The 14,745-nt window shown below is 56.2% G+C and carries 14 protein-coding genes; all 14 read left to right on the top strand.

The genetic code is table 11. The features are described 5' to 3' along the window. Window positions 1-116: 116 nt before the first annotated feature. A complete protein-coding gene (gene plsX, locus HMPREF1153_RS00480) occupies window positions 117-1,187 on the top strand; it encodes a phosphate acyltransferase PlsX (RefSeq protein ID WP_009644983.1) in 1,071 nt (356 codons plus the stop codon). 24 nt (window positions 1,188-1,211) lie between these two features. Beyond that, window positions 1,212-2,159, top strand: a complete 948-nt coding sequence (gene fabK, locus HMPREF1153_RS00475; RefSeq protein ID WP_009644914.1) for an enoyl-[acyl-carrier-protein] reductase FabK — start codon at window positions 1,212-1,214, stop codon at window positions 2,157-2,159. Window positions 2,160-2,284: 125 nt separating this feature from the next. Continuing rightward, window positions 2,285-3,229, top strand: coding sequence for an ACP S-malonyltransferase (gene fabD / locus HMPREF1153_RS00470; RefSeq protein ID WP_037369294.1), 945 nt, complete (start codon window positions 2,285-2,287; stop codon window positions 3,227-3,229). A 1-nt stretch (window position 3,230) separates the two neighbouring features. After that, the gene (gene fabG / locus HMPREF1153_RS00465; protein WP_009644971.1) at window positions 3,231-3,974 is read left to right on the top strand and encodes a 3-oxoacyl-[acyl-carrier-protein] reductase; all 744 of its coding nucleotides are present in this window, start codon (window positions 3,231-3,233) and stop codon (window positions 3,972-3,974) included. Between the two features lie 72 nt (window positions 3,975-4,046). Next, the gene (locus tag HMPREF1153_RS00460) at window positions 4,047-4,292 is read left to right on the top strand and encodes an acyl carrier protein (RefSeq protein WP_006191257.1); all 246 of its coding nucleotides are present in this window, start codon (window positions 4,047-4,049) and stop codon (window positions 4,290-4,292) included. Between the two features lie 291 nt (window positions 4,293-4,583). Beyond that, window positions 4,584-5,528, top strand: a complete 945-nt coding sequence (locus HMPREF1153_RS00455) for an NAD(P)H-dependent flavin oxidoreductase (RefSeq protein ID WP_009644958.1) — start codon at window positions 4,584-4,586, stop codon at window positions 5,526-5,528. 59 nt (window positions 5,529-5,587) lie between these two features. Then, complete coding sequence (fabF, locus tag HMPREF1153_RS00450) at window positions 5,588-6,832, top strand: beta-ketoacyl-ACP synthase II (RefSeq protein WP_009645024.1); 1,245 nt, start codon at window positions 5,588-5,590, stop codon at window positions 6,830-6,832. Further along, window positions 6,829-7,557, top strand: coding sequence for a ribonuclease III (gene rnc / locus HMPREF1153_RS00445; protein ID WP_009644974.1), 729 nt, complete (start codon window positions 6,829-6,831; stop codon window positions 7,555-7,557). Before fabF ends, rnc begins: the two co-directional genes overlap by 4 nt. A 397-nt stretch (window positions 7,558-7,954) precedes the next feature. Next, window positions 7,955-10,417: a TonB-dependent receptor plug domain-containing protein gene (locus HMPREF1153_RS00440; RefSeq protein WP_037369291.1), complete on the top strand. Its 2,463-nt coding sequence runs from the start codon at window positions 7,955-7,957 to the stop codon at window positions 10,415-10,417. A gap of 97 nt (window positions 10,418-10,514) precedes the next feature. Then, window positions 10,515-11,129, top strand: coding sequence for a MotA/TolQ/ExbB proton channel family protein (locus HMPREF1153_RS00435; RefSeq protein WP_009644946.1), 615 nt, complete (start codon window positions 10,515-10,517; stop codon window positions 11,127-11,129). Then, window positions 11,126-11,530 (top strand): ExbD/TolR family protein, encoded by a 405-nt coding sequence (locus HMPREF1153_RS00430; protein ID WP_009644927.1) that lies wholly within the window; start codon window positions 11,126-11,128, stop codon window positions 11,528-11,530. Before HMPREF1153_RS00435 ends, HMPREF1153_RS00430 begins: the two co-directional genes overlap by 4 nt. Window positions 11,531-11,545: 15 nt before the next feature. After that, a complete protein-coding gene (locus HMPREF1153_RS00425) occupies window positions 11,546-12,397 on the top strand; it encodes a TonB family protein (RefSeq protein ID WP_009645001.1) in 852 nt (283 codons plus the stop codon). Between the two features lie 165 nt (window positions 12,398-12,562). After that, window positions 12,563-13,078, top strand: coding sequence for a flavodoxin family protein (locus HMPREF1153_RS00420; protein ID WP_009644957.1), 516 nt, complete (start codon window positions 12,563-12,565; stop codon window positions 13,076-13,078). 11 nt (window positions 13,079-13,089) lie between these two features. Next, window positions 13,090-14,715 (top strand): heme anaerobic degradation radical SAM methyltransferase ChuW/HutW, encoded by a 1,626-nt coding sequence (gene hutW / locus HMPREF1153_RS00415; protein WP_009645002.1) that lies wholly within the window; start codon window positions 13,090-13,092, stop codon window positions 14,713-14,715. Window positions 14,716-14,745 lie beyond the last annotated feature (30 nt).

The raw sequence follows: 14,745 nt of genomic DNA, 5'->3' as shown, positions 1-14,745 counted from the left end.
AGGATGTAAGTGATTATGTCCTGCTCATTCTTTTATTTTATATTCTTAAAAGGAATTATCGCAAATACAGCGAAGATACTAGAATGAGGCATGTGTCTGGGGAGGAAAGATCGTTCGTGAAGATTGCAGTGGATGCCATGGGCGGGGATTATGCGCCGGAGCAAATTGTCTTCGGTGCAGTTCGGGCTGCGAAGGAATATGGCTGCGAGATCGTTCTTGTCGGGGATGAGAAGAAGATCATGCGAGTCCTTGCCAAAGAGGAAGGCTGGCAGAACTTGGGCATTTCTGTGCTGCACGCGAGCGAGGTCATAGAGATGGGCGAGCATCCCGTCACTGCCGTGCGCAAAAAGAAGGACTCCTCCGTCGTCGTCGCGACGCGGCTCGTCAAGGAAGGCGTCTGCGACGCCGTGCTTTCCGCTGGCTCGACAGGCGGCGCAGTGGCGGCAGCGCAGTTTATTCTCGGACGCATTGCTGGCGCGGATCGCCCGACAATCGCGACGCCGATGCCGACGCCAAAGGGCGTGACGCTCCTCCTCGATTCGGGAGCGAACGTCGACAGCAAGCCCAAGCATCTCGTGCAGGGCGCCATCATGGGCGCGCTTTACGCCGAGCATGTCTTCGGCATAGCGAAGCCGCGCGTCGGTCTTTTGAACATCGGCGAGGAAGAGACGAAGGGAAATGAGCAGGCGCAGGCGACGTACCCGCTATTGAAGTCCATGACGACGGTGAACTTCTGCGGCAACGCGGAAGGGCGCGACATTCCCAAGGGGAATTTCGACGTCGTCGTTTGTGATGGATTTGTCGGTAATGTTGTGCTAAAATTTGCGGAGGGGTTGGCGAAGACGCTCGTGCGTCTCGCGAAGGATGCCGTGAAGAACGGCGGGATTCTCGCGAGGCTCGGCGCGTTCCTATTGCTGCCGGCGCTGAAGAAGCTCGGCAAGACGATCGACGTGTCGGAATACGGCGGTGCGCCGCTTCTTGGCGTGCGCGGCTGCTGCCTCATCGCGCATGGCTCGTCCAACGCGAAGTCCATCGCAAGCGCCATACGTGTCGCCAAGGACTACGTGGAGAGCGACGTCCTCGCTCATATCAAGGAGAATCTGGCACGTGAAGAGGCTTTGGACGACGGTGGGAAGTGTCCTGCGGCGAACGGGGAAGGGCCGGCCGCAGAAGCCGTCCGGTCGTGAGATGGGTGTATAGGAGGATCAGGGATGTTTGAAGAAAATCGTATTTGTCAGATGCTGCGGATAAAGTATCCAATCTTCCAGGGAGGCATGGCTTGGATCGGCACGGCGGAGCTTGCTTCTGCCGTCTCGAACGCCGGGGGGCTTGGCATCATCGGCGCCGGACACATGCCGCCCGACGTCCTGCGCGCGGAAATTCAAAAGTGCAAGGGCTGGACCGAGAAGCCGTTCGGCGTCAACATCATGCTCATGTCGCCCTTCGTCAAGGAGGTCATGCAGGTCGTCGTCGATGAACGCGTGCCCGTCGTGACGACGGGAGCGGGCAACCCCGGTGAGTACATCCCGGCGCTCAAGGAGATCGGCAGCAAGGTCATCCCCGTCGTCGCTTCCGTCGCGCTTGCCAAACGCCTCGTCAGGACGGGGGTTGACGCGCTCATTGCTGAGGGGACGGAGTCGGGCGGGCACGTCGGCGAGATCACGACGATGGCGCTCGTGCCGCAGGTCGTCGACGCCGTCGATGTTCCTGTCATCGCGGCGGGCGGCATCGGTGATTCGCGCGGCATGGCGGCGGCGTTCGCCCTCGGCGCATGGGGCGTGCAGATGGGCACGCGCTTCGTACTGTCGAAGGAGTGTATCGCGCACGAAAACTACAAGAAGTTCGTCCTGAAGGCGCGCGATCGCTCGACGGTCGTCACGGGGCGCTCGACGGGGCATCCCGTGCGCGTCCTTGCGAATAAGCTCACGCGCGAGTTCGAAGAGATGGAACGAAGAGGCGCTTCGACGGAAGAGCTCGACAAGCTCGGTGTAGGCAAGCTCAACCTCGCGACGCACAAGGGCGACGTCGAGAACGGCTCCGTGATGATCGGACAGATTTCGGGCATGCTCAATGATATTTTGCCCGTCGCAGACATCATCCATAACATCGTGGAGGGGTTGCCCGGTGCCGTCAAAAGCGCCGAGGCGCATTGCAAATAAAGGCAAAGAAGAGGTGTTCAGCTAAGGAAGTGCTGATAAAATGAAGCCGCCCAGATTTGCGCAGGTGCGTGAAGGTGGCTGGCTGAATGTATCAGCCATTCCTAAAGGAAAGAGAGGTCGGTTCGATGAACAAGCTCGCATTCGTATTCCCGGGGCAGGGCGCCCAGCAGGTCGGCATGGGCAAGGATTTCTACGAGAAGTATGATGTAGCGAAGAAATTGTTTCGCGAGGCGGACGAGGCGCTCGGCTATTCCATCATGGAGATGTGCTTCAATGGCCCGGAAGGGGATCTGCGCCTGACGGCGAACACGCAGCCGGCGATCCTCACCGTCAGCGTGATCGCGAACGAGATCCTCAAGGAGCATGGAATCCAGCCCGAGATCACGGGCGGACACAGCCTTGGCGAATACTCGGCGCTCGTCGCAGCCGACGTGCTCGACTTCTCCGATGCCGTACTCCTCGTCCATAAGCGCGGCTCCTTCATGCAGGAAGCCGTCCCGGTCGGCGAGGGCGGCATGGCAGCCGTCATGGGGCTTGAGCGCGAAAAGATCGTCGAGGTCTGCGAGAAGGTCTCGGCGGACGTCGGCGCCGTGCAGGCGGTCAACTTCAACTGCCCCGGGCAGATCGTCATCGCGGGAACGATGGCGGGCGTCGAGAAGGCGGCGGCTCTCTTGGGCGAGGCGGGCGCGAAGAAGAGCGTGATCCTGCCCGTCAGCGCGCCGTTCCACAGCACCTTGATGCAGCCGGCGGCGGAAAAGCTTGCCGCAGAACTTGACAAGGTCGAGATTCGCGATGCGAAGATTCCCGTCGTCGCCAATGTCTCGGCTGAGATCCTCACGAAGGCGGCGGACATCAAGGAGAGTCTTGTCAAGCAGGCGGCAAGCCCCGTGAAGTGGGAGGACTGCGTCTTGAAGATGAAGGAATTCGGCGCGGACACCTTTATCGAGGCGGGCCCCGGCAAGACGCTCTGTGGCTTCAACAAGCGTATCGACCGCAAACTCACGAGCATGAACGTCGAAAATCTGGAAACTTTGCAAAAAACGCTTGACTATTTCAGGGAGGTTCGCTAATATGCTTTTAGACGGCAAGACGGCGCTCGTGACGGGCGCGTCGCGCGGCATCGGACGCGCTATCGCCCTCTGCCTCGCGGCTGAGGGCGCACGCGTTGCCATCAACTATGCGGGTAATGTCAAGGCCGCCGAGGAAGTCAAGGCTGCAATCGAGGCGGCGGGCGGCACGGCGATCCTTTGCCAGGCGGATATTGCAGACAGCGCGGCTGTCGAGGCGATGGTCGCCAATGTGGTCAAGGAATTCGGCACGATCGACATCCTTGTGAACAATGCTGGTATCACGCGCGACACCTTGCTCATGCGCATGAAGGATGAGGACTTCGCGAAGGTTCTGGATACGAATCTCAAGGGTGTGTTCTACTGCACGAAGGCGATCTCAAAGCTCATGATGAAGAAGCGTTCGGGCCGCATCGTCAACATGGCGTCCGTCGTCGGCCTCGTGGGCAACGCTGGACAGACGAACTATGCGGCAGCAAAGGCTGGTGTCATCGGCTTCTCGAAGTCGGCGGCGAAGGAACTCGCGTCGCGCGGTATCACGGTCAACGTCGTCGCGCCGGGCTTCATCGGTACGGATATGACGGCGGGATTGCCGGAATCCGTCAAGGAGAAGATGCTCACGGACATCCCGCTCGGCAGAATGGGAGAGCCGGAGGATGTGGCGAGTGCCGTCCTTTTCCTCGCATCGGATCAAGCGTCCTATATCACGGGACAGGTCGTCAATGTAGACGGCGGCATGGTCATGTGATATAAATATAGAGGGAAACATTGAAAAAGGCAGTGAATCCCGAGAAGAGGCAACGGAGGGAGGTGAATTGTAGTGGCGACTTTTGATAAAGTGAAAGATATCGTTGTGGAGCAGCTCGGCGTTGAGGCGGATGAGGTTTCCATCGATTCTACTTTTATTGACGATCTGGGAGCAGATTCCCTTGACATCGTTGAGCTCATCATGGCATTCGAGGAGGAGTTCGGGATCGAGATTCCGGACGAGGCAGCGGAAAAGATCAAGACCGTTCAGGATGTCGTAACTTACATTGACCAGCACAAAGAAGACGAGGGCAAGTAAATTCTTATGCTCGTCTTGCCTTTCTTGAAGAAAATCCCGTGAAGTTTCTTCACGGGATTTTCTCAAGGAAGCGATGATAAAATGAGGTCGCCCAGATTTGCACAGATGCGCTGTATCTATCGAGGAGACAAACCGCAGGCGTAGCGGTGCTACGTCGAAGATTTGTCGACGACGAGAGAATAGTGCAGATGTGCGAAGATGGGTGGCTGAATTTATCGGAGCTTCCGCAAGAAAGAGAAATATTCTAGGGAAGCTCAGATATCAGACCTTCCCTCGATTGGAGGAGTGAAGTTGAAGCTTCCGGAGCTGAAAATTGGCGAAAAGATAGCAAAGATTCCCATCATCCAAGGTGGCATGGCGATTCGCCTATCGACGGCAAAACTGGCGGCCGCTGTGGCCAGTCAGGGGGGCATCGGCCTCATCGCCGCTTCGGGCTTGAGCGATGAAGAACTGCGCTATGAGATCCGACTGGCGCGCTCTTTGACGAAGGGCGTCATCGGCATTAACATCATGGTGGCGGCGCGGGAATTCGCCCGAGTTGTGAAGACGGCAATCAGCGAGGGCATCGACCTCGTCGTGGCGGGCGCAGGCTTTTCGCGCGACGTGTTCGGTCTGGGCAAGGAGTCGGGAACGCCGATCGTGCCCATTGTCTCCTCTGTTAAACTTGCGAAAATTTCACAGCGTCTTGGCGCCTCGGCGATCGTCGTCGAAGGCAAGGAAGCCGGCGGTCACCTCGGTACGGACACCTCCGTGCGCGAACTGATACCCGACGTCCGCAAAGCCGTAGACATCCCCGTCATAGCGGCGGGCGGCGTTCTCACGGGTCAGGACATTGTTGATCTCATAAAGATGGGCGCCAACGGCGTGCAGATGGGGTCGCGCTTCGCCGCGAGCGAGGAATCGAATGCGGCTCCCGCATTGAAGGAGTTTTACTTGAAGGCGCAGCCCGAGGACGTCGTCCTCATCCACAGCCCCGTGGGGCTGCCGGGGCGAGCTGTCCGCAATCCTTTCGCGGAGCGCATCCTCAAGGGCAATGTGCCGCCCAAGAAGTGCGACAACTGTCTCAAGGAATGTGCGCACAATTTCTGCATCATTCGTGCGCTCATTCGTGCCGAACAAGGCGATGTGGAAACAGGACTCGTATTCACGGGCGAGTACATCTCCCGCATCAAGGAGATCCTTTCGGTCAAGGAGATCTTCCACCGGTTGACCGCCGAGGTTGCGGCCATCGGTTAGGAAGTTTCATGAGACAGAGGAAATAGTTTTTATGGAAAGACAGAGTGAGGTGTCATAGCTTGAGCAATCGTGTAGTCATAACGGGTCTGGGTGCGATCACGCCGATCGGCATCGGCAAGGAAGCCTTCTGGCAGGCGCTTCTTGCAGGAAAGAACGGCATCGATAAGATCACGCATTTCGATGCATCGGGCTGCCACGCGCAGATTGCGGGCGAGGTCACGGACTTCGATCCTGCCGCGTACATCGACAAGAAGGAAGCGAAGCGTATGGATCGCTATACGCAGTTCGCTGTTGCAGCGGCGAAGCTCGCCATCGAGGATGCGAAGCTCGATCTCGAAAAAGAGGACAGGGAGCGCATCGGTACGTTCATTGGCGCCGGCATCGGCGGCATCGAGACGATGCACAGCCAGTACCAGAAACTTTTCGACAAGGGACCGTCGAAGATCAGCCCGTTTTTCATTCCGATGATGATTGCGAACATGGCAGCTGGACAGGTCGCCATCACTTATGGCCTGCACGGTCCTTCAGCGTGCATCGTGACGGCCTGCGCAACGGGTACGGACTGCATCGGTCATGCGTTCCGCGCCATCGAGATCGGCAAGGCGGACGTCGCCGTCGCCGGCGGTACGGAGGCTAGCATCTCGGAGGCCGCCGTCGCGGGCTTCTGTGCGATGAAGGCTCTTTGCGCCGATCACAACGACGATCCAGCGCGCGCCTCGCGCCCCTTCGACAAGAACCGCAGCGGCTTCGTCATGGGCGAGGGCGCGGGTCTCGTCGTCCTGGAAAGCCTGGAGCATGCCGAAAAGCGCGGTGCGCACATCTACGCCGAACTTGTCGGCTACGGCGCGAACGCCGATGCCTACCACGTCACAAGCCCTGCGCCGCACGGCGAATATCAGGCGAAGTGCATGGCGCGTGCCATAGAGGATGCGGGACTCTCTCCTGCGGACATCGACTACGTCAATGCGCACGGCACGTCGACGCATATGAACGACCAGGGCGAGACGGAGGCGATCAAAACGACGTTCGGCGCAGCGGCGAAGGACGTTTCCGTCAGTTCCATCAAGTCCATGACGGGTCATCTCCTCGGTGCTGCCGGCGGCGTCGAGTGCATTGCGACGGCGCTCGCTGTTGAAAACGACATGCTGCCGCCGACGATCAATTACGAAACTCCCGACGAGGGGCTTGACCTCGACTATGTGCCGAACAAGGCGAAGCAGAAGACCGTGCGCGCGGCGATCTCCAACTCCTTCGGCTTCGGCGGTCATAACGCCTGCCTCGTACTCAAGAAGTTCCAGGCATGAAAAAGGTGGCGGAGGTTTTGTCCAAAACGCGCCGGGAAGCTCTCATAGAGCTTTCCGACCATCTCGGCATTGAGTTTCAGAACATCGTGCTGCTGCATGAAGCGCTCACGCATACCTCCTACGCAAACGAGGCGAAGAACAAGGGCGTCGTGCACAACGAGCGCCTGGAGTTTCTGGGCGATGCCGTTCTGGAACTGGCGACGAGCACCTACCTCTTCGAGCGCTTTCCCAACCGTCCCGAAGGCGAGCTGACGAAGGCGCGCGCCTCCATCGTGCGCGAGGCGACGCTCTCAAGGCGCGCGGCAGAGCTCAAGCTCGGCGAATATCTGCTGCTCGGTCACGGCGAGGCGTCGATGGGCGGCGGACATCGCCCGTCGATGCTCGCCGACGCCTTCGAGGCGGTCATCGGTGCGATTTACCTCGACTGCGGCTGGCAAACAGCATACGACTACGTCCTCAAGCAGCTGCACGATGAACTTCTGACCATCGACAGCGGCGAGAACATGAAAGACTACAAGACGACCTTGCAGGAAGTCGTGCAGAAGCACGTCGACAGCAAGATCGCCTACGAGCTTCTGACGGAAACGGGACCCGACCACGACAAGACTTTTGAGTTTGCCGTGCGCATTAACGATGCGGTCTACGGCACGGGCAAGGGTCGCAACAAGAAGGAAGCCGAGCAAGGCGCTGCGCGAGAAGCGCTGCGCAAGATGAAGAAGCTTTGAAAAGTCTATAAATATCTGAAGGAAGGGGCTGTGCATGGGTCTGGAAAGACCTGTGTGCAGCTTTTTTGTTTGCATTGAAACAAGATAATAGGTATACATAAATGAAATTTATTCATAAATGAAATAGGTTTATTTTTATAATTGGAATTTGAAATAAATATATTTTCAGCGCTTCTTATATAATTGATCTCATATCTCTATGCTGCAAGAGAAATAGGGATTTTATCATTTATTATAATTTTTAAATACGACGAAAATTATTCTAAAAAAGTGAAATAAAGATATTGACAATCTTTTTCTATATTGTTAGAATTACAGCATATCATTAATGATATTTATAATAATGAATGGCGTTCAAGGATGTACGCCGTTCACTTTTGCGAATGGAGGCAATGGAATGAGAATGAGGAACAGGCTGAGAAAGCGCAGGTATGCGGCACTTGGTGCAGCGATATGGATGCTTTGGGGATCTTCAGCGCTTTGTGCAGCGGAAGGGGATAATAGTTCTTCTTCTGAACATGTGACGACGAAAACAGTTGATGTCGAGGCGAACTATGAGAAGGAACTTCTCAAGGAGGAACCAGAGACGAAGACCATTATCACGCGAGAGGATCTCGACCGCAAGGGGGCGCGCACCCTCTCCGACGCGCTGGCTGCCGAGCAGGACATTCAGATGGGCACGGACAACATGGGGCGCAAGACGATCGCGATTCGCGGCGCGGAAGCGCGGCATACGCTGATCCTCGTCGACGGCAGGCGGCTTGCAGGCGGCCTCAGCAAGTATTACGGTGCGACGGACGAGGCAAACCGCATCGGTGTCGACAATATCGATCACATCGAGGTTATCCGCGGCTCGGGCACGGCACGCTATGGCGCCGACGCCATCGGCGGCGTCATCAACATCGTCACGAAGATGCCGCATAAAATGGGCGGCACCCTGACGACGGAAGGCTCGTGGATCGGTGAGGGCGGCAGCCAGTACAATCACAGCGTAAATTTTGCAACGGGAGAAATCGGCAAGGGCATTTATATGGACTTCTCCCTCGGCAGGAACAAGACGGCGCCGTTCCTCTACGACAATGATGGAACGTCGATGCAGTACTACGGCGAACGCATGCCGATGAGCGGGCGCGTGGAGTTTACGATTGGCAAGGGGGAGTCACTCACACTCGCCGCGGATCGTCAGACGGAGGACCTGCAGAAGGATACGACCCTTGGAGCGTTTAGGGGTGGAAAAGGGATAGCCATGATAGCATCAGAAGATGCGTGGCGCAACAATTTCAGCATTGACTGGAAGAAGCAGACAAGCCTTGCAGACTATCGCGTGCGCTTCTATCAAACCGAACATGACTCTGACGTAAATTATCATGTTTTCGGCAAAGGAGTACCTTATCGTCATTTCTATTTCGATAATTTCAATCGCAAGGACAATGTCTTGGAGGCGTCGGTCGGATTGATGCCGCATGACAAGCATTATATGACCGTCGGTGCGGAATATCATGATGAAAGCGGTGAGGGTACGCGCATTACAGTGCCTGGGCAGACACCACGCCAAGAGAAGCGCATATATACTTTCCCGAACCCATCGGATCCTTCCAATCCGAACAAGCGATCCTATACTGGCAATATTTATGAAACTTCATTGAACTACTACAGCGCTTACGTCATGGACAGTTGGCAGGTAGGGAAGAACCTTCTCGTCGTTCCCTCGCTGCGCTATACGAATCACAGTCATTTCGGCGTGAATCTCTCTCCGTCCATCGGTGCGACGTACAAGGTTCGTCCTGACCTGCGCGTCAAGGCGAACATCGGCACGAGCTTCGCGACAGGAGGCATCGCCGAGCTTTACCACGACTGGGAGATGTACGAGCCGTCGCTCAATGCGACGCCGCCGATTCGCAATGGCTGGCTTTTTAAGGGCAATCCGGAACTCAAGCCGGAAAAGGCGGTCAATATGGATGTTTCCGTCGAAAAGGATTTCGGCAAGAAGACGAGCGCGAAGCTCACGCTCTTCCGCAATGATTATAAGGACTATATGCAGATCATGTATATAGGAGAGGAGCAGAGCAAGAACCTCTATGGCCGCACCTATTTTGACAAACATGTCCTGTTTCCCAATATCTATGGGACGCTTAATTATTCTGATATAATAAATGAAATCGAAAATGCCCCTGACTGGGATTATATCAAAGATCGTATATTTAATGATAATGATACCTATGATGAGGCTGAAGTAGATTTTGTGAAAAGGGTTCCTGCTACCGACGATGTTTATACCTATAAGAATATCTCCAAGGCACGTACGCAAGGCATTGAAGCGGAGGTGACACACGAGTTTTCGAGCAATTTTAGTATCAAGGCGGGCTATACCTATCTCGACGCTTATGATCGTCAGTCGGGAAAGCGCCTTGAAGGGCGTGGCCGCCACATGTTCAACCTCGCTCTGAACTACAACGACCGCAAGAACGGTTGGCGTGCTACTTTCTGGGGCGACTATACGCGAAACTACCTTGATATTCGTGACCGCATCATTACGGGACGGCTGCTGGATGCAAATGGCAATACAATCACGGAGACGCCTCATTATACATTTAAGGATCCCAATACGGGCGAAGTGTATCATCTTTTCCCCACGGAAACTGAGGCAGATACCCATGTGAAGGGCGGGATTCAGCACGACTTCACGCGCGAGAAGCTTGCCCGAGAAAAGAACTACGGTGTTTGGAATCTGATGGTCGAAAAGGACGTCACGAAGAACGCGACGGTCTATGCGGGCATCACGAATGTTTTCAACACGTATGATCCCTATCTCGGTCTGGGCGGGCGCATCTATCGTCTCGGGATGAGAATGATTTTCTGATGTTTTAAGTTGGCAAGGGGCGCTGCATGATTTACAGCGAAGCTTGACTTCATGCAGCGGCCAAGAATATTTTTGATTTTTAAGGAGTGGTTGAGAAATGGAAAATTTTATTCATCTTTTTAATAGTGGTGGTTTCGTCATGTATCCGTTGCTCATCCTCTCGCTGATCACATTAGCGATTGCGATCGAGAGGTTCTATTATTTCCGCAATAATCGCAAGGGATCGAAGACCTTCTTCCACGGCGTCTATCATGCGGCTGCGGCGAAGGATTGGGATGTCGTGCGCCAGCTTTGTTCGGAGTTCCCATCGGCTTTGAGCCGCGTCATCGGACAGGGCATGGCGCATGATCAGTCGGAAGCAGCGATGAAGAGTGCGTTTGAGGATCGTATGTCGATGGAGTCGATCAGCTTCCATCGCTACCTTGACTATCTCAGCGCCATCGTCACGATCGCGCCTCTTTTGGGGCTTTTGGGCACGGTCACAGGTATGATTCAAACCTTCAGTGTGCTGGATAACGGCGGTGGTGCGGGAGCGATCACGGGCGGCGTCGGCGAGGCGCTTGTTGCGACGGCGAGCGGACTTTGCGTGGCGATCATCGCCTTCTGCTTCTATACGTACTTCGATCATCAGCTCGATACGCTCGTCACGGACACGGAGCGCCTTTGCTCGACGGTCCTCGGGGCGAAAAAAGAAAGTTGGGATGAGGCATGAACTTCAGCAAGCATCGTAAGGGAAAAAAGCCGGTCTTTATGATCATCCCGATGATTGACATCATCTTCTTCCTGCTCGTGTTCTTCATGATGAACAGCCTGCAGACGGTCGCGCAGAAGGCGCTTGCCGTGCAGCTGCCTCAGGCGCAGAGCGCGTCGGCGCCGGCACAAATGCCGATCATTATGACGCTCGACGAGGAAGGTCACATCACGATCGACAATAAGCCCGTGAGCATTCAGGAATCCTCGAATATTATGAAACGGCATATGCAGGAAAATGCGAATGCGGCTGTCGTTTTACAGGCAGACAAGCGCACGGCGCATGGGCAGGTCGTAGTTGTCATGGATATGCTGAAGCAAGCGGGAGTAAAACGCCTGTCGATCGCTGCAGAACAGAAATGACGGAAGGGATGGAATATGGAGCAAAATCTTTCATGGATAAAAGCGTATGGTGTTTCCATCTTGCTTCACATCGTGATTGCTCTGTTCTTTGCCTTGGGGTTGGCGCAAGTCGTTGCAGAAAAGGAGCAGCAAACCTATGTCGTCGATCTTGCCACATCGGATTTCAGCCAGGGCAGTGGACATGAGGGTGGCGGAGGAGGTGGCTCCCTTGCGGCCTTCCCAGAGCCTCTGAAGGAAGAAGAGATGACGAAACGTGTGGAAACTGTGCAGCAGGCGCAGACGTTTGCTGCCGAAGCGGAAGCCGTGACCAAGCCGGAAGCTGTGCAGATGCCTCCGCCGGCGACGACTTCGGCTTCCGATGCGACGCCAGCGGCAAATACGTCCAGCACAGCTGCTTCGGCGGGTTCGAGCGCTGTCTCCGGCGGTGGTGATGGAAGCGGCTCCGGTACGGGCAGCGGCTCCGGCAGCGGCTCGGGCGATGGTACGGGCAGCGGTTCAGGCAGCGGTGACGGAACCGGCTCGGGACATGGTACGGGCAATGGCTCGGGCAACGGACAGGGCAGCGGTGACGCTAATGTCGCTGGGACGGGGACTGCGCCCTTTGATGAATCTGGCTTCTGGGCTGCAGTGGATGCAAACAAAGAATATCCGTATATGGCAATAAAACGACATTTGGAAGGGTCTGCTTCGGTAGGATGCACCGTGACGACTGGTGGAAGTGTTGTCGGCGTTTTTCTAAACGCTTCATCGGGGTATGATATGCTTGATGATGCAGCCGTTGCAGCTGTACGAGCTGTCGGGAGTTATCCGAATCCCACTGGTCACGATGTTCCGATTACAGTTCCCGTACGATTTAATTTGAATTAGAACATGAGAAGCGAGCGGATTTTTCCGTGTGCTGAAAGCAGTATATATGGCGTTGTCATGGGAAATGGGCGAAAAAGTGCGTCATGCCGCTTCGTATGATGGCTGAACATATGCCCTGGAGATCAAAGAGATTTTACAGAATGGAACAGAAAAGGAGATGTCTACATGCGTACAATAGTAATTTATTCGTCCCTTACAGGAAACACAAAGAAGGTCGGTGAGGCGATTGCGAGTGGTCTGCCTGCAGGAACAGAGGCGGTTCCCGTCAAGGACGTGCCCGCCAATCTTGCCGACTATGACTGCGTATTCGTCGGCTTCTGGGTTGACCGCGGCACGGCGGATCAGGCGACGGCAGAGCTTTTGCCGAAACTGAGGAACAAGCATGTAGCGCTCTTCGCGACGCTCGGTGCAAATCCGAAGTCGCCTCATGCAGCTGAGAGCCTGGACAAGGCGGCAGAGCTTCTGCCCGAGGGCAAGACACCTGTCGGCAAGTTCATCTGCCAGGGCGCCGTCGATCCCAAAGTTATCGAGATGATGTACAAGATGTATCCGAAGGGGCATGCCCATGGGCAGTCGCCCGAGCGCGACGCGCTTCATGCCCAGGCGGCGACGCATCCTGACGAGGCCGATTTGGCGGCGGCGAAGAAGTTCGCTGAGGAGACGATGGCGAAGATTTCATGAGGTGAAGCGTAATGGCTTATAAATTGAAAGATATGTTCGCTGCCGACAGTGAGGAACAGCGCGAGCTGCAGTTCGGCAGGGCGGCGAATGACCCGCTGACGGAAGCTTTTCCGAGAAAGCGCGTCGTTCATGCAGGCGTGCGTGGTGAGGTCGTGCCGCCCGCTGAGGCGCAGGAGACGTGGCTGCGTATCATGAATACGCCAGCGAAGAAGGGCGAGGTGCAGGCGGCATACATCCACATTCCGTTCTGCAAGACGAAGTGCCTCTACTGCGGCTTTTTCCAAAATGCCGCGCATCAGTCGGCGGAGGATGACTACGTCGAGGCTCTGATCGAGGAGATCGAGGCGTCTGCGGACGCGCCGCGCCTCAAGGGCGGTCTCATACACGCCGTCTTCATCGGCGGCGGCACGCCGACGTCGCTTTCGGCGGAAAATGCCGCGCGTGTCCTCTCGACGCTCTGCCGCGTCCTGCCCTTGGCAAATGATTACGAGCTGACGCTCGAAGGCCGCATCCATGACCTCGTGCCAGAGAAGATCGAGGCGTGGCTCGCGAACGGCGTCAACCGCATCTCGCTCGGCGTGCAGTCTTTCGATACGAAGGTGCGCCAGTCGCAGGGCAGAATCGAGACGCGCGAGGAAGTTCTGGAGCGTCTCAAGCTTCTGAAGTCTTATGAGCAGTGCTCGGTCGTCCTCGACCTCATCTATGGTCTGCCCGGCCAGTCGATGGAGGTCTGGCAGCATGATCTTGATGACCTCATCGCCTCGGGGATCGACGGCGCGGACTTCTATCAGCTCAACGTCTTTGAAGGAAGCGACCTCAACAAGCGCATCGCCGAAGGCAAGCTCGCTCCTGCTGCGACGACGAAGGAACAGGCGAAGATGTACGCCTTTGCGCACGACTACATGAAGAAGCGCGGCTGGCGTCAGCTCAGCATGTGCCACTGGGCGAGCAGCAACCGCGAGCGCAGTCTCTACAACGCGCTTGCGAAGAAGGGCGTGCCGATGTTCCCCTTCGGCAGCAGTGCAGGCGGCTTCCTCGAAGGCTACGCCGTCATGCTGCATCGCGTGCTGCAGCCCTACGCCATGCTCGTGGCGAGCAATCAGAAGCCCATCATGGGTCTCGTCAGGCAGTCGGAGATCCAGCCGTTTTCCAACTGCGCCGTCAACATGTTGGAGAAGGGCTGGATGGACGTCTCACGCCTCACGGCGATGGACGAGCGTCTCGAAGACCTGCGCTGGCTCTATGAGCTTTGGGCAGAGCGCGGACTCGTCGACTTCAACGGCGTGCAGTACGAGCTGACGGTCGCGGGCAAGTTCTGGGAGGTCAATATCGCGCAGACGACGGTCGAGTGCATACAGTACCTGCTGACGGGCGAGAACGAGATGAGCGTTGAGCGCATCGCGGCGCAGGATAAGAAGCATGGCGAAGCGAAGGAAAAGATGCACGGCGTCGGTATGAACGGCGTGCCGTCCATCGAGATGATGCAGCGCATGCAGAAAATGGCGAAGGGCGGTATGCCGTCCTTGAAAGTGCTCAAGGAGTTCGCTAAGGAAGTCGGCATCCAGGGCATGCCGACGATGGAAGACATGCGGCGTCTTCAAAAGATGATGGAAGAGCGGAAAATCGAGGAGAAATAAGGATTTTCGGGGCGGTGCGGATAGAATGAA

The sequence above is a fragment of the Selenomonas sp. CM52 genome, from assembly GCF_000292955.1.
In the GTDB taxonomy this organism is placed as follows: domain Bacteria; phylum Bacillota; class Negativicutes; order Selenomonadales; family Selenomonadaceae; genus Selenomonas.
This window is presented reverse-complemented; position numbering and strand designations above follow the sequence as displayed.